Genomic DNA, 18,789 nt, shown 5'->3' with positions numbered 1-18,789 from the left:
ACACAGAGTCAGCCCGCACCCTCTTGTTGTTAGGAGGCATCGGCTACGATGCAATTCCACCAGTATGACGTCGTGATTGTCGGCGCAGGTGGCGCAGGAATGCGCGCCGCTCTTGAGGCTTCCACCGAAGCCCGCACGGCAGTTATTTCCAAGCTTTACCCCACCCGGTCCCACACCGGTGCCGCACAAGGTGGCATGTGTGCCGCCTTAGCAAACGTCGAAGAAGACAACTGGGAATGGCACACTTTTGACACCGTCAAAGGCGGTGACTATCTCGTGGATCAAGATGCCGCAGAGATCATGGCCAAAGAAGCCATCGACGCAGTTCTTGACCTTGAACGAATGGGGTTGCCGTTCAACCGCACCCCTGAAGGCAAGATTGACCAACGACGCTTCGGTGGACACACCCGCAATCACGGTGAAGCAGCTGTTCGGCGCGCCTGCTATGCAGCTGACCGCACCGGTCACATGATCCTCCAAACGCTGTACCAAAACTGCGTCAAACAGGACGTCGAATTCTTTAATGAGTTCTATGTCCTTGACCTCATCGTGGACCACGACCTCTCTGCTGGCGATGTCCCAGCGGGCGAGGAAGTCACAGCCACAGGAGTTGTTGCCTACGACCTTGCCACGGGCGAGATCCACATTTTCCAAACCAAAGCCGTCGTCTTTGCGACAGGTGGGGCAGGGAAAATCTACAAAACAACCTCTAACGCTCACACCCTCACCGGCGACGGGATGGCCCTTGCGCTCCGCCGTGGGTTGCCCCTCGAAGACATGGAGTTCTTCCAGTTCCACCCCACAGGGTTGGCTGGACTTGGGATTCTGCTCTCCGAAGCGGCTCGTGGTGAAGGTGGAATCCTCCGTAACGGGAACGGTGAGCGCTTCATGGAGCGCTATGCCCCCACCATCAAAGACCTTGCCCCACGAGACATCGTGGCACGGTCAATGGCTAACGAGGTACGAGAAGGCAGAGGCGCTGGCCCCAATAAGGACTACGTCCTGCTCGACCTCACCCACTTGGAACCAGCACACATCGACGCGAAACTACCGGATATCACGGAGTTCGCCCGTACCTACTTGGGCATTGAGCCATACACCGAGCCCGTGCCGGTGTACCCCACCGCTCACTACGCAATGGGCGGAATCCCCACAACGATCGATTCTGAAGTTCTCCGTAACCCCAGTGATGTTGTTAAAGGGCTCTACGCTGCCGGTGAAGTGGCCTGTGTTTCCGTGCATGGCGCAAATCGGTTGGGGACAAACTCGCTGCTAGACATCAACGTGTTTGGTAAGCGTGCCGGGCGCGCAGCCGCTGCATATGCGAAGACAGCAACCTTCACTGACCTCCCTGATTCTGCAGAACAGTGGGTCATCACCCAACTTGAAGAGTTGCGCACTCGCCCTGAGGGTGAGCGAGTTTCAGATATCCGTCGTGAAATGCAAGAGACGATGGACGCCAACGCCCAGGTGTTCCGCACAGAAGAATCACTCACCCAAGCATTGGCTGATATCAGGACCCTTCAAGAGCGCTACCAGCGGGTGTCAGTCCAAGACAAAGGCAAGATGTTCAACACTGACCTGTTGGAAGCCCTAGAACTTGGGTTCCTCCTCGACATTGCCGAGGTAACTGTCATTGCGGCATTGAACCGCCGTGAATCGCGCGGTGGGCACTTCCGCGAGGACTACCCTGACCGTGACGACAGTCGCTACATGCACCACACCATGGTGTATCGCCGTCCACCCGGTGCGTCTGTGGGTGGCAACATCACCGACGAGGCTTTCTCACACGTCAGTGACTTTGAGGACTACAAGGTTGTGCTCGGCGCTAAACCCGTCGTGCAAACAAGGTACGAGCCAATGGAGCGTAAGTACTGATGACTGCCACACTTGACAAAGACACCGACACCGAAACACAAGCTGGTGCTATCCCCTCGTTTGAGGTCACCATCAAGGTTCGCCGGTTCATTCCAGAAAACTCCGACGAACCATACTGGGAACAGCACACGCTCACTATGTATGGCACCGACCGAGTGCTTGATGCTCTTCATAAAATCAAGTGGGAAACTGACGGAACACTAACGTTCCGCCGCTCGTGTGCGCATGGAATTTGCGGCTCAGATGCGATACGCATCAATGGCCGAAACCGGTTGGCGTGCAAGACTCTCCTCAAAGATCTCAACCCTGACAAGGGGCCGATCATTGTTGAGCCCATTAAGGGATTGCCGGTAGTCAAAGACCTGATCGTTGACATGGAGCCGTTTTTCGCGTCCTACCGTGAAATCATGCCGTTCCTTATCACCTCTGGGAACCAGCCCTCTAAGGAACGTATCCAAAGCGCTGAACAACGTGAACGCTTCGATGACACCACCAAATGTATTCTGTGTGCTGCGTGCACGTCATCCTGCCCCGTGTTCTGGACTGATGGTCAGTACTTCGGCCCGGCAGCAATCGTCAATGCGCACCGCTTCATTTTCGATTCACGCGATGAAGGTGCGACACAGCGGCTGGAAATCCTCAACGACAAAGAGGGAGTCTGGCGTTGCCGAACAACCTTCAACTGCACGGAAGCATGCCCCCGTGGCATTGAGGTAACCAAGGCTATTCAAGAAGTGAAACGCGCAATGATCCGTCGCGCATTCTAGGAATGCCAGCGCACAGTCCAGGTTCAACCAGTACTCGCTTTCAGAAGCACCACGCACACTGACTGACGAATACGGCACAGAATGGGAACGGGGCCGACCATCAATTGATGGTCGGCCCCGTTCTGTCATACAGAATATCGCTCCATTGGAAAGCAGAGGTTTCTCCCACGGAACTTCAGCGTGCTATACAGACATTGTTGACAATTCTTCTTCGCGTTTCAGAATGGCATGCGGAGGATCGGCCGCAAATGCGGCAGCCACCAAAATGATGCGCGCACTGATATTGATCCAGACGAGCAAGGTGACGATCACTGTTGCTGAAGCAAATAGTGGATTTGATGATGCAGAACCTGCAACCACTGACGTCCCAAGGATTCGCAAGCCACCAAGCCCAACGGCAGCAACGGCTGCACCCGCCAGTAGGTCTTTAGTGGGCAAACGCAAACCAGCAAGCACACGGATAAGCAGGAAGAACATTCCAACATCAACAAGAAGCCCCACCACGAAACTCCCCAAAGGAATCAGGGATCCCCATACCTCTCCGCCAACCAGACGGCCTGCCAACCACCGGCCAGCGGTGTCAACAGCGATAGTGGCAACAGCAGAGACAAGTACGCCTGTGGCAATAATGAAGAACCCAAGCAACTCACGCGCCTTATCAATTGGTTTATTCTTCCGAGCAGTGAGCATCCCGAACATACCGTGCAGGGATTTACGCAGAACCCCCATTGCTCTCAGGGCAGTGAAAAGAAGAACTCCTACGGCAATAAAGCTTGTGACAGTTAACGCAGGCGAGAATGTCAGCTCGTCAGGACGTATGAGTCCATTGTTCGAACCTGTGTCGATCAAGCCAGGAATCGCTTCGTCAAGCGACTCCATGACAGATTCCTTGACTTCCTCGTTGTTTCCAAAGAACCGGATCAGCAAGGTAAACCCGAGAGTCAAGGCAGCGGACAAGGAAAATAGGGCCGTGTAGGTTATGCCCCCGGCAAGAATCGACCCGTTTGCCAGTAGATAGCGACGAACAGCACGCGCTGGGCGTGTTTGGAGGATCCGCTGCCTCACTTCGTTTCCGCGTTCTTTGAGAGTCTTGAATCGGCTGGTGAGGGGAGTTTTTTCGCGTTCAGTCACCCCAACAGCCTAGGTCAGGACAGCCTCACGAGCATGTCGAACATCAAGAATCACCGGATCTCGGGGCATCTCACTACTCGTTCGCGTTTTCCTCTACACCCAGCGCGAAAGCTCTAACCGGGCGCCAGACGTCGTCATCCCCGTGTTCAAAAACGTGGATTTCTGTCACTGGGAATGTCGCCTCATAAAATGCCATCTTTTCGAACGCAGCATCAAGCGCATCATCGTCCACCTCGTGAGCGATAGTGACGTGAGGATGATAGTTGAACCGCAAGTGCTGGTCGAGCAGCCCGGACCTCACCCGCCGCTCCAACTCCTCACATTCCGCGATACCTTGCACCACTTGGATGAACACCACAGGAGAGATGGGACGGAATGTTGCGCTCCCACGAAGATGCACATCAAATGGTTCAACAGCCCGGCACGCAGCGTGAACATGCTCATAGACTCTATCGAGATTGTCAGCATCAATGACGGTGGGACCGAGGATAGTGATATGCGCTGGTATCGCATCCGCAAGGGGATCCCCGGTCGCACGACGCGCCGCTACAAGCTCCTCAGCGTAGGGAGGAGGAACGGCAATCGACACCCCAATACGCCGCTGTTCTGCACCAAGCAGACTAGCCTGCATCAGGCAACCCCATGCCCGGGGGCTAGTAGTCCAACCCGGTCATAAACACGAGCGAGAGTCTCTTGAGCCACAGCTTGTGCTTTGGCCGCGCCAGTCGCCAAGATGCGATCGAGTTCAGCTGGGTCATCCAAGTAGCGGTGCACTTCCCCTTGGAACTGGGTCAAAAAGTCAGCAACAATCTCGGCGAGGTCAACTTTGAGGTGACCGTATTGCTTGCCAGCATATTCCTGCTCGAGTTGCTCAATAGTTTGACCAGTGAAGACTGAATACATGGTGAGGAGGTTTGACACACCAGGTTTTTCTTCACGGTCAAAACGGATCTCTGTCCCAGCATCCGTAACAGCTGACTTAATTTTCTTCGCCGCCACCTTGGGCGGATCCATCAACCAAATTGTCCCTTTACCAACTTCACTTTTACTCATCTTCGCTGTGGGTTGCTGCAGGTCATAGACCTTAGCTACAGCTTTGACGATGTGAGGTTCGGGAACTACAAAGGTGTCCTCGCCAAAACGGCTGTTCATTCTCTCTGCGAGGTTTCGTGTCAGCTCTAGGTGTTGACGCTGGTCTTCCCCAACTGGAACAAGCGCCGAATCATAAAGCAGGATGTCAGCCGCCATCAGCACTGGATAGGTGAAGAGGCCGGCACTGGCTCCTTCAATACCTTGCTTCGCGGATTTGTCTTTGAACTGCGTCATACGGCCCAGTTCCCCAAAACCGGTATTGCAAGACAGGATCCACGCAAGTTCTGCATGTGCTGGGACATGAGATTGAAGGAAGAGGGTTGACCGCGATGGGTCAACGCCACCAGCTAGGTACTGCGCCAAGGTTGAGCGCGTGCGGGTTTTCAGTTTTTCCGGGTCAGGATTCACCGTCAGTGCATGGAGGTCGACCACCATGTAGAAGGCGTCGTAGTTTTCTTGCAACGCCACCCACTGCGTCATCGCCCCAATGTAGTTGCCGATCGACAATGAATCATTGGTTGGTTGCATCCCTGACAGGATGCGCTGGCGCGTGGGCTGTGAAGTCATGGTCTCTATTGTTGCAGGTCGGCACCTAAGATTTCGAGTCCGACTTTTCGCTCATGTCGCTTCAGTGTCAAAAGGCGGCGTTTGCCCTGCGGGCAAAGGCGTGAATTGAGGGAAAGAAGGGCCCTGTGGTTGACTGCGTGCACGAGCAGCAGCTACGGCTGCTGTCGCCGCCGAAGCGTCACCAGTTGGCTTCTTGCCGTAATTGGGATCAAGAATCGTGTCTTCAATCAGCGTTTCACGAACGATGCGTCGAGGGTCGTACTGACGCGGATCGAGCTTTTGCCAATCAACATCGCGAAACTCCGGACCAAGTTCGGTATCGACTTTTTGCTTGGCATCGGACATAAAGCTGCGCGCTTTACGAACAAGTTGTGCTAACTGCTCCGCGTATTGAGGGAGACGTTCGGGCCCTACAACGAGAACGATAACCAAGAGGATGATGAGGAATTCCCCACCGTTGATCCCGAAAATCACAGGAACGTCCTCCATATTTGGCGAGCAGCGAGTGCAATCACGGCTTTAGCCTAACCTATTCGCTGCGCGCTTCATCAAGTGTTACTTCAACAGTACGTTCACCTGTGGATGTTTTGACCGTGAGCGCTACGGTGTCACCAGGAGCTTTTGCACGGATGGCAACAATCAGTTCATCAGCGTACGTCACGGGCCTGTCGTCAATGGCGGTGATAACGTCGCCCGGCTGCAAACCGGCCTGATCAGCAGGCCCTCCTGGTGTCACCGGCTGCTGCCCACCTTGCGGGCTACGCAACACTTGGACACCTTGCCCTTGGTAGGCAGAATCCAGCATGACCCCAATAATCGGATATGTTGCGAACCCATTGTCGATGATTTCAGCAGCTGTTCGAGCAGCTTGATTTGAACCGATGGCGAATCCGAGACCAATACTCCCAGCCGGTGAGGAGACCATCGAACCTGGGGGTTGGGCAATTGCGGAATTGACACCAATCACTTCGCCCTTAACGTTCACTAGTGGCCCGCCGGAGTTACCGGGGTTAATTGCAGCATCGGTTTGGATGGCATTGATGTAAGACAAGTCATCGGCTCCGCCTGCTGTCACTGGGCGGTTCAATGCTGAGACAATGCCCGTGGTCACTGTGCCCTGCAAGCCTAGTGGAGCACCGATAGCAATGGTCGCATCCCCCACGACAACAGCGTCAGAGTCACCTAGCTCCAGCGGGGTGAGTTCTTTGCGGTCAACCTTGATCACAGCAAGGTCATATTCCACAGTGGACCCAATGACCTCAGCGTCAAACTCTTGACCGTCAGAAAACATCACAACCACGCCGTCAGCATCTTCAGCTTCAGCAACTACGTGATCATTTGTCAGGATGTAGCCGTTATCAGAGATGACAAATCCTGACCCCGTGGAAACCCCATCCTGGGCGTACACCTCAATTGATACAACAGAAGGTAGGACCTGCGCCGCGATATCTGCGACAGATCCCTCAGCACGGCTGAGATCTGCTGTTGATCCATCGCTCCCACCATGGACAATAACGGCAGCTGCATCTGGGGCGCGCTGTGCTTGAAGTTGCCCACCGATAAGTCCGCCAACGGTTGCTGACACCAAAGCCACGACCATCGTCAACAACAAAACTCCGCCGCGGCGCGGACGCTTAGCCGCTGGTTGGGACGGCACACCATCCCATGAAGACCCTGTTTGCGGCTGAGAAGGGAGCCCTATCGAGGCATGTGACGGCGGCAACCCGTGGGCACCTGCGATCGTTGACGGTGTTTGCGGTTGGTATGGGCGTGGTGCCATCCCAGGCGCTACGAAACCGGTAGATGCAGTTGGCGGAGGCGTCGACGTTGGTGGCTGCGGGACGGGCCCGTGCCTGGGAGTAGGCGGTGGATCAGTAACTTCTGGGGATTGTTGTCGAGCAGCAAGAGGCGCAACCTGCTGCACCTCGTCAGCGGTTTGGTCCCCCGCATCGTCATTCGTGCCCTGTTGCGCGCGATGAGAAGCGGAAGGCGGCGCGAACCGCTCGTGCGCACTCTGGTGCGGCGGGAGACTAGTTCCCGCATCCTCCGGAGTTTGTGGGGGAATCGGCTGTGTCACTTGGCGCCTCCTACGATGTCAGCCAGCGCGGTTACAACAGAAGAAATCCCCTGCCGTGGCTCAGAAACCGGAAACAGCAACGCGATATCCATCGCTGTTGCTGCATCGTCCTGCGCGACCAATTCAAACACCCTGCCGTGGCTTTGCCAAACGATATGCACCGGTCTTGTGGATATCACGTACAGCGCACCTTCCCCCGCACGCACCATCCGGGCTTGAGCAACTGCGCCAACATCGAGGGCACCGTGAGTCTGACGGACCAGCACCTTAGCGCTGCCGCGTTCAATGAGCATCTCTAAATGTGACGGTTCGGCAGAGGAAAAACCCACCCGTGTCACCCGCGCTGTACCTGCCCCGATGTTGGGTGCAGCCCACCCGTGATCGTTTGCCCAACGAGCGATTTGCTGCGGGTCCAGCACCCCACTGCCGTCAGCGGGGAGTTCTACCACTGGGGAGAAGTCCGGATCAGAGCCGATTTGCTCAACATGCGACATGACGTCACTGTGTGCTGTCAAAGGAGTGATGGTCCTGTCACTAGCGCCACCACTTCCTATCATCAAAGGCGCACCAACCCCCACAGCGATCGCTAGAACAGCGAAACCACCCCACCAAGTTCTGGTAGACCGAAGCGCACCTGACCACTTTTCTGACGGCAGGGACGTGCAAGGTAGAAACGGATCATTGTGGCTACGCGATACACGTGGAGGGGCGGCAGTAGTCCCACTGACGAGCCCCATTAACCCAGCGACAAGCTCAGATGATGGCGCCGGATCGCCGCACTGAGACAACACACCACGAGCTAGACGCTCTTCACGAACCTCCAACGCACATGGTGAGCAACCAGCGATATGCGCTAGAGCTTCTTCTTGCTCTGCGGTTGATAATTGCCCATCAACAAGCGCGGATACTCGGTTACCTAAATGCGGCTTCATGGCATCACCTCAGTTGGCTCGGCCTTTGCCCGGTGAGCGAGATGACGCCGCAACTGCGTACGCGCACGGTGGATTCGTGACCGAACTGTCCCTAACTTGACCCCAAGCGTTGCGGCAATTTCCTCGTAAGACAACCCTTCGATGTCACACAACACGACCGCTACCCGATACTCCGGCTTCAGCTGCCCTAATGCATGTTGGATATCAAGATCAAGGTTATTGTGTTCGAACCCGCGTTCTGGGCTGCCTTGCTCAGAACGATCAGGATAGGTCGATGCGTCCTCTCCCATCGGATCCATCCACACGCGGCGTTTGCGCCGAACAGAGTCCAAAAAGAGATTTGTTGTGATCCTGTGAAGCCATCCTTCGAAGGACCCAGGTTGGAAGCTATCGAGGCTACGAAACACCCGAATGAAAACATCCTGGGTGAGGTCTTCAGCGTCTTGCTGATTGCCTGTTAATCGGTACGCCAAACGGTAGACGCGAGCAGAATGCTGGCGAACAACCTCTTCCCACGACGGTGACTCCATGCCACAACAATATGGCAGTGATCTGGAAGCTACCTGAAAAGTGGTTGTGTCCAAGCGATTCGTGCCGATCTCACCGTAAGATACCTAGGGAGATCACGAAAGAAGGTGACACGCATGTCGCATATGGCAGCAAACTGGGCATTCGCTGAGCAATACGTGAATGAGCCCAGCGCTGTAACCGCGGCTCGTGAGCGGGCATTCGAGTTGGGCTGCCCGGTGATCGGAGCAAGTACGGGAGGGGCCTTACGTTTACTGGCTGCTGCTACCCAAGCAAAAACTGCGGTTGAAGTCGGAACAGGCACAGCCGTAGCATCACTCTGGCTGCTCTACGGCATGCCCACGGATGGTGTACTGACAACGATTGACCCCGAACGTGAGCACCACCGCGCAGCAAAAACAGCATTTCATCACGCTGAGATCTCTTCTCACCGGACTCGGGCCATCACGGGGCATCCCCATGATGTTCTGCCTCGATTAGCAGATAATGCATATGATCTCTTTGTGTTGTCCTCTGGCGCGCTTGGCGCGATCGAGGTCTGCCACGAAGCGTACAGATTGCTACGCCCAGGTGGGGTAGCAGTGTTTACCCATGCATTTGTGTCGGGTCGCCTCAGTGACCCCGCCAATAGAGATGAGAACACCGTGTCGTTGCGACAGTGGTATCGCGATCTTGGTGATTCGCCGCAGTGGACACCCAGCATTTTGCCGGTAGGCGATGGGTTGCTGTGCCTAGTTCGTGGAAACTAGCCACAGCCCCCTTTACCGTCATAGATTTCCCGAGTCTCGCTTGTCGTAGTGCACAAGGAAATCCACCAGCAGCCTAGCGCCATAACCTGTCGGGCCTTTGACACTGGGCCCCTTGTCCTTATCGGACAGTGATGGGCCTGCGATATCAAGATGAGCCCACGGGGTTTCCCCCACAAAGCGTTGGAGGAACAGGGCTGCGGTGACAGAACCCGCCCCAACACTTGAAGGCGCAAGGTTGACGACGTCTGCAACGTCAGATTCCAACGCGGAGTTGTAGTCACTGACCAGTGGCATTGGCCACAGCTTCTCGCCGCTCCGTTCCCCCGCCGAACGAAGTTGAGTCACCAGATCTGGGGTGTTTCCGTAAAGCGCACCATGGGCGCGCCCCAAAGATAGCGCTGCTGCACCGGTGAGAGTGGCAACATCAATAATGAGTGACGGGGACAAATGCTTAGTTGCATAAGCTAATGCGTCAGCAAGGATAAGTCTGCCTTCAGCGTCAGTATTCTTTACATCAACCTGAGTTCCGTCAACAAGTGTGACAACATCTCCGGGGCGGTACGAGTTCGCTCCGAAGTGGTTTTCCGCCAGCGGCAACAACGCAGTTATGGGTGTGTTCACCTTCCTACGCGACGCCCCAAGAACCGCAGCGAAAGCGCTTGCGGCCCCCATCATGTCGGTCTTCATCGGAATCATGCTCTCGCGTGGCCGCTTAATGGAGATTCCACCCGTGTCAAAGGTGACGCCCTTTCCTACGAGAACTACTGGAACACCGTGCGCACCAGCGGGCCGGTAGGTAACTTCTACAAGTAGCGGGGCCGATATAGATCCCCCTCCAACAGCAAGGACTCCGCCCCACCCATTTTTCGCCAACCATGTTGCATCTCGCACCGTCACGGTAATGTCACGTTGCTCTTTAGCAAGGCGGCGCATCGTATCCGCAAGCCACTGCGGTGTTTTGTAATTGGCCGGAACAGTACTCAGGTCACGGCTCAACCAGGTGCTCCATGCCGAGATTTCTGCATGAATCAGGAGTTCCTCAACCTGTTCTACCTGGGCCGGTGGGGTCAGAAGAACAAGTTGATCCGCTGGCCGTCTGCCTTCTTTCGCTGCCAAACTCCACCGTTGAGGAGCTGCCAGCCAGTACCCATGAGCCAGAGCGTGCGCATGCGCTGGATCACCAGTTGCAGCGACTGTGGTGACAACCCGGTCAAGCCCTCGCGTGACGCGACCAAGACTAGCGCCGGCTTTGGTGATGTCATCATGTGTGGACTGACCAACACCGACAAGGATGATGCGTAGTGGAAGCCCTCGCCACGGAAGGTCAACCGAAGAACCGGCATGCACGCGGGGCAGATCAATGACGTGAGTTGCACCCGCCGCACCGCTGAAGTGCGCTCTCTCAGCAAGTTCCGCTAAGTCGATTCGGTACCGAGCTGAGGCATGGACAGTCCCGGCTCTGGGTTGAAGTTCGTCGTCACCCGGCACCGGCGCTCCCACGCCAACAGCGATCGCGTCAACCTGGGTGTCGATCAGGAAATCACAGTCTTCTAGCGTGCCGGGGCTGACCACGATCTCCGGCATTTTCCGGCCGATGCGGGCGAGGCTTCTGCTGACAGATTCAGGTTGGTGAGCCAATATCAGTCCATCACTGCTTGTATTGCGGCGCCTAATTCGTTGGCTTCCGCTTGGTTGATTTCAACAACGAGCCTACCGCCACCTTCTAGCGGAACGCGCATGATAATCCCGCGGCCTTCCCGTGTAACTTCCATGGGACCATCACCGGTTCGGGGCTTCATTGCAGCCATGTGGCGTTCTCCATTCGTAGTGCGTGACTCAACCGCTGTTTTTAAAGAGACAGTAAACTCCACGCCTATTTTACCTAATCACGCCTCATTTAACAGCCCTTTGACCTGCAGAAAACCTCCAAAATACCCTAGAATGTTGCTCTCGTCACAGCAATGGGCGGTACATCACCGCGTAATGCCGCAATCATGTCCAGCACACGACGCGTTTCTTGGACATCGTGTGCGCGGAAAACTCGAGCACCGTGCCATGCAGCGATAGCTGTGGCAGCTAATGTTCCTTCAAGTCGCTCATCAGCAGCTAACCCCAATGACTCTCCCACGAAATCCTTCCGCGACAGCGCCATGAGCACCGGATAACCCTGGCGCACTAACTCCTGGGTCCTTCTCACCAAATGCAACGAATGCCACGTGTTCTTGCCGAAGTCGTGAGTGGGATCCAATAACAATGACGTTTTGGGCACCCCAGCATGTTGCGCAGCACGAGCTGTCTTCAAGACCGTTTCCAACACATCGTGCAAAACACCATCACGGGGATCGTTACTTTCCTCGCCACCAAGCGGATAACCCACTCGAAAGGGATCAGTGCGTGGCGTCATGCCACCAGTGTGGGAGCACACCAGCGCTAAACCTGTTTGAGCGGCAACCTTAACGAGGCGAGGGTCGTGCCCCGCCCACGTGTCATTGATGATGTCGGCCCCAGCATCAGCCGCGGCCACAGCAACCTCGGCACGCCACGTATCAACTGACACAAGAACGTCAGGAAATTCGCTCCGCACAGTTTTAATGAAGGGTATGACACGGCCCAATTCCTCGTTGACATCAACGACTTGGCCAGTGCCTGCCCGTACGCCACCAATATCGATGATGTCGGCACCTTGCCCCACAGCCTTCTCTGCTGCACGTAGTGCGTCGGCATCACCGGCCTGCCTGGCACCTGACCAAAAGGAATCTGTGGTGCGATTGATGATTGCCATCACCGCACCACTGGCACCTCCGCGCCCCCCTACTTCTTTGCCTCGTGCAATAAAAGGAGTTCCCTGGATTGGCACCTCAGGTGGTTCAGCCTTCAACGGGTTCCTCGTCAGAATCGTGCAATGACTGCGCTGCCGCGGCTTGTACCGAATCAGCGTGATCAGCCACGATTCGCACTGCTTCTTCAGCGGTGTCAACGACATGGAAAAGATCAAGGTCAGCGGGGTTAATCATGCCGCGTGTTGCCACCGTTGTCCGCAACCAGTCCAGCAGGCCGCCCCAATAGTCAGAGCCCACCAAAACGATGGGAAACTCAGTGATCTTGTGGGTTTGGACCAACGTCAACGCTTCGAAAAGTTCATCGAACGTGCCGAAGCCGCCTGGCAACACAATGAAGCCCGATGCGTACTTCACGAACATAGTTTTGCGGGCAAAGAAATACCTGAAGTTCACACCCAGGTTGACGTGTTCGTTCATTCCTTGCTCAAAGGGAAGTTCAATTCCCAATCCCACTGAAACTCCACCAGCTTCATCAGCCCCACGGTTCCCGGCTTCCATGACCCCTGGGCCACCGCCGGTAATTACCGCATAGCCGCGTTCAACGATCAGGTGAGCACATTGGCGTGCCAAGTCATAATCCGGGTGATCCTGCTTGGTGCGTGCTGATCCGAAGATGGAAATTGCGGGGCCAAGTTCAGCGAGAGCACCAAACCCTTCCACGAATTCGCTCTGGATGCGCAGCACCCGCCATGGGTCCTGATGGACCCAATCTGCTGATTCAGAGTTGTCGAGTAGGCGTTTGTCAGAGGTTTCTCCGGGAATTTGGTTCCCTCGCAGTAGTACTGGTCCTTTGCGGTATCCGGGACCAAGGTGTCGAAATGAGGTGCTCATGATTGTCGCCCTTTTCTGTGTGGCGGTGTGGTCTGTGGTGTAAGCGATGCCCACTCTTTTAGGATCGGCTGAGCCAATCTTTGAGTGCACTGTATGAGGAGGTGATGTCCGATTCCGGGCAGTGCTCATTGTCGTGGTGGGCGAGTGACGGGTTTCCAGGACCAAAATTGACGGCGGGAATCCCGCGGGCTGAAAAGCGCGCAACATCCGTCCACCCATATTTTGGTGCGGGCTGGCGCCCTGTCACCGCTAGCACTGCATCTGCGAAGTCTTGCGCCAGTGGGGCGTCAAGCCCTGGGCGCGCGCCTGGTGCTTGGTCCACGATATCGACGGAAAAACCGTCGAATACTTCGCGGATATGGCGCTCTGCTTCGGTGAGGGTTAGGTGAGGAGCGAATCGGTAGTTCACGGTGACCGCGCAGTGGTCTGGGATGACGTTTCCGGCTATGCCACCGGTGATTGCTGTGGCGTTGAGGCCTTCTCGGTAATCCAAACCATCAACTGTCACTGTAGCTGGAACGTATTCTTGAAGCCTGGTGAGGATCTCAGCCGCACTGTGGATCGCATTGCTTCCCATCCAGGCACGCGCCGAATGAGCGGCTGTGCCTGTTGTGGTGACGATGGCGCGCATCGTTCCGTTGCATCCGCCCTCGATAGAGGCGTTTGATGGTTCGCCAAGAATCGCAAAGTCCGCTTCAAGCAGTTCTGGAGCAGTGCGTTCCACGACCCCTAAACCGTTCAGCGATGCTTCGACCTCTTCATTGGCATAGAAACACCACGTGACATCGTATGTAGGGTCGGTAAGTTCTACGGCCAGTGCGAGCTGAACGGCAACTCCAGCTTTCATGTCAACTGTGCCGCGCCCCCACACTACGTCTTGCCCGTCAACCGTACGTATTTCAGTAGGTAGGTTCTGAGCAATAGGGACAGTGTCGAGGTGACCGGCAATGATTACTCGTTGGTCCCGCCCCAAGTTGGTGCGCGCTACAACATTATTGTCGATGCGTGTGAGGGTGAGGTGCTCGAAGCCCGAAAGCCAGTTTTCGATCGTGTCAGCAAGGCGTTGCTCATCCCCACTGACGGACTCGATGTCACACAGGGCGCGGGTCAACGCAACCACGCCAGAAGACGCAGCGACGGCAAGGACATTGTGGGCGGTCTCGATCACGGGTGATCCAATCACGTGGCGGGTGATGCATCTCCCACGATATCGCACTCATGTGACACTGCTTTGGAGGTTACTGGCTGGTAACGTGCGCGAATCACATCCTTGATCCCACACCAAGCTCCCACTCGCCCTCATCAGGCAATAGGGTGGAGACATGGCAGAAAATCTTTCACGATCCGCATGGGGCTACGGCGTGGCTACCATCGCGGCAGATGGCACAGTACTCGATGTCTGGTATCCCTCACCCGCGTTGGTGCCAGCTCCCCAAGACTCCACCGCACCAGCTGAACTTGTCGCGCTTGAGGGTGCTGACCCGCTGCGAGGAGTCACTCTTACCGTAGTGAAAACCGTTATAGATGTTGATGCGGCCCCCAAAGACGCCGCTGACGTGTACTTGCGCCTTCACCTGTTGTCACACCGCATTGTGCGCCCACACACCATCAACCTTGACGGTGTGTTCGGACTGCTAGCCAACGTGGTGTGGACCAACTTTGGCCCCTGCTCACCTGTTGAGTTTGAGGTGACCCGTGCAAGACTCAGGGCCCGTGGCTCCGTCACCGTGTATGGGGTAGACAAGTTCCCCCGCATGGTTGACTACGTCATGCCGTCTGGTGTGCGTATCGCAGATGCAGACCGTGTGCGTCTTGGCGCACACTTGGCTGAAGGTACAACAGTCATGCATGAAGGTTTCGTCAACTTTAATGCTGGAACCTTGGGCACATCTATGGTCGAGGGGCGCATTTCAGCTGGCGTTGTTGTTGGCGATGGGTCCGATGTTGGTGGCGGGGCTTCTATCATGGGCACGCTGTCAGGCGGCGGCAAAGAAGTCATTGCTATCGGTGAGCGTTCGTTGCTCGGGGCGAACTCAGGGCTCGGAATATCGCTCGGCGATGATTGCGTGATTGAGGCAGGCCTGTATGTGACTGCTGGTACGAAGGTTCACGTCGTTGGGCAGACCACCGAAGATGGTTACCCGTTGACGGTAAAAGCGCGGGAACTTTCCGGGCAACCAAACATTTTGTTCCGTCGAAATTCCCTGACTGGTGGTGTAGAAGCTGTCCAACGTGACGGCAAGGGCATTGAGTTGAACGCTGCTCTGCACGCAAACTGAGAGACACAAAAAACGTGGGGGAATCACTGTGATTACAGTGATTCCCCCACGTTGTTGCCAAACTTTCTAGCTGCGGTCACCGATTCCAATGTATTGGCGTTCGGTTTCACCGGTGTAAATCTGACGTGGACGCCCGATTTTAGTTTGTGGGTCCTTCATCATTTCGCGCCACTGAGCGATCCACCCCGGCATGCGCCCCAACGCGAATAATGGCGTGAACATTGCCGGCTCGAACCCCATCGCTTTGTAAATGAGACCTGTGTAGAAGTCGACGTTGGGGTAGAGCTTGCGTGAGATGAAGTAGTCGTCGTTGAGGGCGATTTCTTCAAGGGTTTGCGCGATTTCAAGAAGTTGGTCTTGCTTACCAAGCGTCGCGAGAACAGCATCTGCTGACTTTTTGACGATCGCTGCCCGTGGGTCGTAGTTTTTGTAGACCCGGTGACCGAAGCCCATCAGGCGAACGCCATCTTCTTTGTTCTTCACCCGCTCCATAAACTGCTTGGGGTCTCCCCCGTCGTCAGCGATGGCGTTGAGCATCTGAAGAACAGATTCGTTTGCCCCACCGTGTAATGGGCCAGAGAGAGCGTTGATTCCAGCAGCAACCGAGGCGTACAGGTTGGCGTGACTTGATCCAACAATACGAACTGTAGAGGTTGAACAGTTTTGCTCGTGGTCTGCGTGCAAGATGAGTAGTTTGTCGAGAGCGTCTACGACGACTGGCTCTGCTTCGTAGCTGTGGTACGGAGCAGAGAATGTCATGCGCAAGAAGTCTTCGACGTACCCGCGTGAGTAGTCGGGGTACAGCAGTGGCTCGCCGTGCCGGCGGCGGTGCAGGTAAGAGGTGATTGTCCGTGATTTTGCCAGCAAGAGAACCGTTGCTAGTTCCACGGTGTCATCGTCAAAGGGATTGAGAGACTCTGGGTAGAACGTTGACAAGGCGTTGATGGCAGACGACATGACCGCCATGGGGTGAGACTTCACGGGGAAGGTGCCCATGAAGGTACGGAAACCTTCAGGAACGAGGGTGTGGCGGTTTACTCGCGCTTCAAAAGCGTCGAGTTCATCGCTCGTTGGAAGGTTGCCGTGAATCAGGAGGTATGCAACTTCGAGGAAGGAGGAATGTTCCGCGAGTTGGTCAATGGGGTATCCGCGGTAGCGCAAGATTCCTGCGTCGCCATCAATGTAGGTGATTTGCGACTCGCATGAGGCGGTGTTCATGAATCCTGGATCAACGGTGACCATGTTGGTCGACTTCAGCAACGATGACACTACGATGCCATCGTTACCCTCCGTTGCTGAGACGATGGGGAGCTCTTGGGATTCTTGCCCCACTGTGAGAGCTACCTGTGTCTGTGGGTTGTCAGACATGTCATCCTTTCTTGCGCACTGACGCCGTCGTTAGGCGCAAAAACGCTGTGTGACCGGTTGACCGTGTTCTGGCCACTCTAATGTGAGGTTTCCGGTTGCAGCAGTCACTTTTGCTGTTTGTATCTGACGGTACCTGCCCTTTGCCCAAAAATTAAAGTTCCAGGGGGCCAAAAGGCCCATTATTCACGTGATAACAATCACAAGTTCCAGATAGATTAACGGAAAAACTCAGCAAAGCTGGGTAACGAAGGCATCGATCGCATCATCCGAAGCGGTCAACGCGACTCGCACACAATCCCCGCCCTGCGGCCCATAGAAGGCCCCCGGGGCGGCAAGTATGCCTCTATCTGCAAGGTAGCCCACAAGGTTCCACCCTGCTCCTGGGAGCTCAATGTTCGCCTGTTCTCGAAGCGTCTCAGCGCGCGAACTCAGCGGCAGTTCATGAGGCGATGTTACCCAAAGGTAAAGCCCTGCCTGCGAATGAGTAATCTTTAAACCATGGTCGAGCAAGGCGTCCACGAGTTTGGTGCGTCTCGCTCCGTACAACGCACGCTGGACCGCAACATGTTCATCATCGCGTAGCGCAGCCTGCATCGCCTGTTGAACAGGAGCAGGAACAATCATCCCCAGGTGTTTACGCAACGCAACAAGTTGGCGCACAAGATTGGGATCTCCAGCGACAAAAGCTGCCCGATACCCCGCCATAGATGACTGTTTAGACAGCGAATAGGTCATTAACAAACCCGCAAGAGAACCACCGTTGACCTGTGAGTCCAACAGGCTAGGAACACCCGATCGCTGAAGATCAGGTGTCCACGGAAGTTCGGCATAGCATTCGTCGCTGACAACGATGGCCCCGATGCTGCGAGCGGCATCAACAACTTCACGCAGTTCAGCGACACTCATCACCGCGCCGTGTGGATTAGCCGGTGTATTTACCCAGACCAACCGCACTGAGGGGTTGTCGCGCCATTCATCAACACGAGCGACTGGTAGCGCTGTCGCTCCAGCCAGTTTCGCCCCAACATCGTAAGTAGGGTACGCAATAGCTGGATGCACCACGACGTCCCCCGCGCCAAGGTGAAGCAGCGACGGTAACAGCCCAACCAGTTCCTTGGATCCAACAGTAGGCATCACACCGGATGATTCAAGGACGGTGGCTCCACGCCGGCGCGCACACCACTCAACTACCGCTTGGCGGAGTTCGATGGTGCCATACGTCAATGGATAACCCGGGGCATCAGCCCCAGCGGTTAGCGCTTCTTGGACAACCTGTGGGGTCGGATCGACGGGTGTACCAACCGAGACATCAACAAATGTTCCGTTGGTTGATTGGGCTAACTCTTTGAAACCGTGAAGGAGATCCCATGGAAAAGCTATGTGGGAGATGTCAGCGAAACCCACAGATCATCACGCCTGAGGAGGCAACACTTCGATGATGCTGTGGTCCTTGTCGATCTGACCCATCTTGGCGGCACCACCAGGTGATCCAAGGTCATCGAAGAACTCAACGTTCGCCTTGTAGTACTCAGACCATTCCTCAGGCACGTCGTCCTCGTAGTAGATTGCCTCTACTGGACAGACAGGCTCGCACGCTCCACAATCCACGCATTCATCAGGGTGGATGTACAGCGAGCGGTTGCCCTCGTAAATGCAGTCAACGGGGCATTCCTCGATGCACGCCTTGTCCTTGACATCGACGCAAGGCTTGGCGATCACGTAGGTCACTTGCTTGTCCTTTCACAACCTG

General features: G+C 55.6%; 20 protein-coding genes and 1 pseudogene. 5 read left to right on the top strand and 16 right to left on the bottom strand.

Annotated elements, in window-relative coordinates:
* Positions 1-48: 48 nt before the first annotated feature.
* Together sdhA and G538_RS0106110 are read left to right on the top strand one after the other, a co-directional pair.
* Entirely contained in the window at positions 49-1,878 is a 1,830-nt protein-coding gene (sdhA, locus tag G538_RS0106115) for a succinate dehydrogenase flavoprotein subunit (protein ID WP_029068625.1), read from the top strand.
* Positions 1,878-2,645: a succinate dehydrogenase iron-sulfur subunit gene (locus G538_RS0106110; protein WP_029068624.1), complete on the top strand. Its 768-nt coding sequence runs from the start codon at positions 1,878-1,880 to the stop codon at positions 2,643-2,645. Before sdhA ends, G538_RS0106110 begins: the two co-directional genes overlap by 1 nt.
* Positions 2,646-2,828: 183 nt before the next feature.
* On the opposite strand, the gene G538_RS15390 is transcribed toward G538_RS0106110, so the two are convergent.
* The 6 genes from G538_RS15390 to G538_RS18305 form a co-directional block, all read right to left on the bottom strand.
* Positions 2,829-3,776, bottom strand: a complete 948-nt coding sequence (locus tag G538_RS15390) for a YihY/virulence factor BrkB family protein (RefSeq protein ID WP_051196633.1) — start codon at positions 3,774-3,776, stop codon at positions 2,829-2,831.
* Positions 3,777-3,849: 73 nt separating this feature from the next.
* Complete coding sequence (locus G538_RS0106100; protein ID WP_029068623.1) at positions 3,850-4,407, bottom strand: 2'-5' RNA ligase family protein; 558 nt, start codon at positions 4,405-4,407, stop codon at positions 3,850-3,852.
* Entirely contained in the window at positions 4,407-5,435 is a 1,029-nt protein-coding gene (gene trpS / locus G538_RS0106095) for a tryptophan--tRNA ligase (protein ID WP_029068622.1), read from the bottom strand. The genes G538_RS0106100 and trpS overlap by 1 nt, the downstream gene beginning before the upstream one ends.
* Positions 5,436-5,486: 51 nt before the next feature.
* Complete coding sequence (locus tag G538_RS0106090) at positions 5,487-5,909, bottom strand: twin-arginine translocase TatA/TatE family subunit (protein WP_342664643.1); 423 nt, start codon at positions 5,907-5,909, stop codon at positions 5,487-5,489.
* A gap of 55 nt (positions 5,910-5,964) precedes the next feature.
* Positions 5,965-7,512, bottom strand: a complete 1,548-nt coding sequence (locus G538_RS15385) for a S1C family serine protease (RefSeq protein ID WP_245566807.1) — start codon at positions 7,510-7,512, stop codon at positions 5,965-5,967.
* Entirely contained in the window at positions 7,509-8,006 is a 498-nt protein-coding gene (locus G538_RS18305) for a hypothetical protein (RefSeq protein WP_245566806.1), read from the bottom strand. The genes G538_RS15385 and G538_RS18305 overlap by 4 nt, the downstream gene beginning before the upstream one ends.
* Positions 8,007-8,034: 28 nt before the next feature.
* On the opposite strand from G538_RS18305, the gene G538_RS18300 reads away from it, so the two are divergent.
* On the top strand, positions 8,035-8,295 hold the full coding sequence (locus tag G538_RS18300; RefSeq protein WP_245566805.1) for a hypothetical protein: 261 nt from the start codon (positions 8,035-8,037) through the stop codon (positions 8,293-8,295).
* A 53-nt stretch (positions 8,296-8,348) separates the two neighbouring features.
* On the opposite strand, the pseudogene G538_RS18520 reads toward G538_RS18300, so the two are convergent.
* A pseudogene (locus G538_RS18520) lies at positions 8,349-8,444 on the bottom strand (zf-HC2 domain-containing protein); the annotation flags it as partial.
* The gene (sigE, locus tag G538_RS15375; protein ID WP_035833464.1) at positions 8,441-8,974 is read right to left on the bottom strand and encodes an RNA polymerase sigma factor SigE; all 534 of its coding nucleotides are present in this window, start codon (positions 8,972-8,974) and stop codon (positions 8,441-8,443) included. The pseudogene G538_RS18520 and the gene sigE, both read right to left, overlap by 4 nt.
* 114 nt (positions 8,975-9,088) lie before the next feature.
* Here sigE and G538_RS0106070 point away from each other — a divergent pair, with 114 nt between their 5' ends.
* Entirely contained in the window at positions 9,089-9,721 is a 633-nt protein-coding gene (locus tag G538_RS0106070; RefSeq protein WP_029068619.1) for an O-methyltransferase, read from the top strand.
* 18 nt (positions 9,722-9,739) lie between these two features.
* Here G538_RS0106070 and G538_RS0106065 read toward each other — a convergent pair whose 3' ends face one another.
* The 5 genes from G538_RS0106065 to dapE form a co-directional block, all read right to left on the bottom strand.
* The gene (locus G538_RS0106065; protein ID WP_029068618.1) at positions 9,740-11,359 is read right to left on the bottom strand and encodes a leucyl aminopeptidase family protein; all 1,620 of its coding nucleotides are present in this window, start codon (positions 11,357-11,359) and stop codon (positions 9,740-9,742) included.
* 2 nt (positions 11,360-11,361) lie between these two features.
* The gene (locus tag G538_RS17735) at positions 11,362-11,529 is read right to left on the bottom strand and encodes a DUF3117 domain-containing protein (RefSeq protein WP_084618152.1); all 168 of its coding nucleotides are present in this window, start codon (positions 11,527-11,529) and stop codon (positions 11,362-11,364) included.
* Between the two features lie 128 nt (positions 11,530-11,657).
* Entirely contained in the window at positions 11,658-12,503 is an 846-nt protein-coding gene (folP, locus tag G538_RS0106055) for a dihydropteroate synthase (protein ID WP_051196724.1), read from the bottom strand.
* 85 nt (positions 12,504-12,588) lie between these two features.
* Positions 12,589-13,392: an LOG family protein gene (locus tag G538_RS0106050; RefSeq protein WP_029068616.1), complete on the bottom strand. Its 804-nt coding sequence runs from the start codon at positions 13,390-13,392 to the stop codon at positions 12,589-12,591.
* A 58-nt stretch (positions 13,393-13,450) separates the two neighbouring features.
* Positions 13,451-14,560: a succinyl-diaminopimelate desuccinylase gene (gene dapE / locus G538_RS0106045; protein ID WP_029068615.1), complete on the bottom strand. Its 1,110-nt coding sequence runs from the start codon at positions 14,558-14,560 to the stop codon at positions 13,451-13,453.
* A 154-nt stretch (positions 14,561-14,714) separates the two neighbouring features.
* Between dapE and dapD the strand changes: the two genes are divergently transcribed.
* Entirely contained in the window at positions 14,715-15,671 is a 957-nt protein-coding gene (dapD, locus tag G538_RS0106040; RefSeq protein WP_029068614.1) for a 2,3,4,5-tetrahydropyridine-2,6-dicarboxylate N-succinyltransferase, read from the top strand.
* 66 nt (positions 15,672-15,737) lie between these two features.
* Here dapD and G538_RS0106035 read toward each other — a convergent pair whose 3' ends face one another.
* From G538_RS0106035 to fdxA, 3 genes are all read right to left on the bottom strand, one after another.
* Positions 15,738-17,039, bottom strand: coding sequence for a citrate synthase (locus tag G538_RS0106035; protein ID WP_029068613.1), 1,302 nt, complete (start codon positions 17,037-17,039; stop codon positions 15,738-15,740).
* 228 nt (positions 17,040-17,267) lie between these two features.
* Positions 17,268-18,443 carry a succinyldiaminopimelate transaminase gene (dapC, locus tag G538_RS0106030; protein ID WP_029068612.1) on the bottom strand — a complete coding sequence of 392 codons (1,176 nt, stop codon included), beginning with the start codon at positions 18,441-18,443 and terminating at the stop codon, positions 17,268-17,270.
* A gap of 6 nt (positions 18,444-18,449) precedes the next feature.
* Positions 18,450-18,767: a ferredoxin gene (gene fdxA / locus G538_RS0106025; RefSeq protein ID WP_029068611.1), complete on the bottom strand. Its 318-nt coding sequence runs from the start codon at positions 18,765-18,767 to the stop codon at positions 18,450-18,452.
* Between the last annotated feature and the right edge of the window lie 22 nt (positions 18,768-18,789).

It is taken from the genome of Jonesia quinghaiensis DSM 15701, assembly GCF_000423205.1.
Lineage (GTDB): Bacteria > Actinomycetota > Actinomycetes > Actinomycetales > Cellulomonadaceae > Jonesia > Jonesia quinghaiensis.
This window is presented reverse-complemented; position numbering and strand designations above follow the sequence as displayed.

What these genes read in the sequence shown, in the direction of transcription:
- sdhA (WP_029068625.1), top strand. Translation starts at nt 49, where the DNA reads ATGCAATTCCACCAGTATGACGTCGTGATTGTCGGCGCAGGTGGCGCA.
- G538_RS0106035 (WP_029068613.1), bottom strand. Translation starts at nt 17,039, where the DNA reads ATGTCTGACAACCCACAGACACAGGTAGCTCTCACAGTGGGGCAAGAA.
- G538_RS0106100 (WP_029068623.1), bottom strand. Translation starts at nt 4,407, where the DNA reads ATGCAGGCTAGTCTGCTTGGTGCAGAACAGCGGCGTATTGGGGTGTCG.
- folP (WP_051196724.1), bottom strand. Translation starts at nt 12,503, where the DNA reads ATGGCAATCATCAATCGCACCACAGATTCCTTTTGGTCAGGTGCCAGG.
- sigE (WP_035833464.1), bottom strand. Translation starts at nt 8,974, where the DNA reads ATGGAGTCACCGTCGTGGGAAGAGGTTGTTCGCCAGCATTCTGCTCGC.
- G538_RS0106110 (WP_029068624.1), top strand. Translation starts at nt 1,878, where the DNA reads ATGACTGCCACACTTGACAAAGACACCGACACCGAAACACAAGCTGGT.
- G538_RS17735 (WP_084618152.1), bottom strand. Translation starts at nt 11,529, where the DNA reads ATGGCTGCAATGAAGCCCCGAACCGGTGATGGTCCCATGGAAGTTACA.
- G538_RS0106050 (WP_029068616.1), bottom strand. Translation starts at nt 13,392, where the DNA reads ATGAGCACCTCATTTCGACACCTTGGTCCCGGATACCGCAAAGGACCA.
- G538_RS18300 (WP_245566805.1), top strand. Translation starts at nt 8,035, where the DNA reads ATGGTCCTGTCACTAGCGCCACCACTTCCTATCATCAAAGGCGCACCA.
- G538_RS18305 (WP_245566806.1), bottom strand. Translation starts at nt 8,006, where the DNA reads ATGTCGCATGTTGAGCAAATCGGCTCTGATCCGGACTTCTCCCCAGTG.
- dapD (WP_029068614.1), top strand. Translation starts at nt 14,715, where the DNA reads ATGGCAGAAAATCTTTCACGATCCGCATGGGGCTACGGCGTGGCTACC.
- trpS (WP_029068622.1), bottom strand. Translation starts at nt 5,435, where the DNA reads ATGACTTCACAGCCCACGCGCCAGCGCATCCTGTCAGGGATGCAACCA.
- G538_RS0106070 (WP_029068619.1), top strand. Translation starts at nt 9,089, where the DNA reads ATGTCGCATATGGCAGCAAACTGGGCATTCGCTGAGCAATACGTGAAT.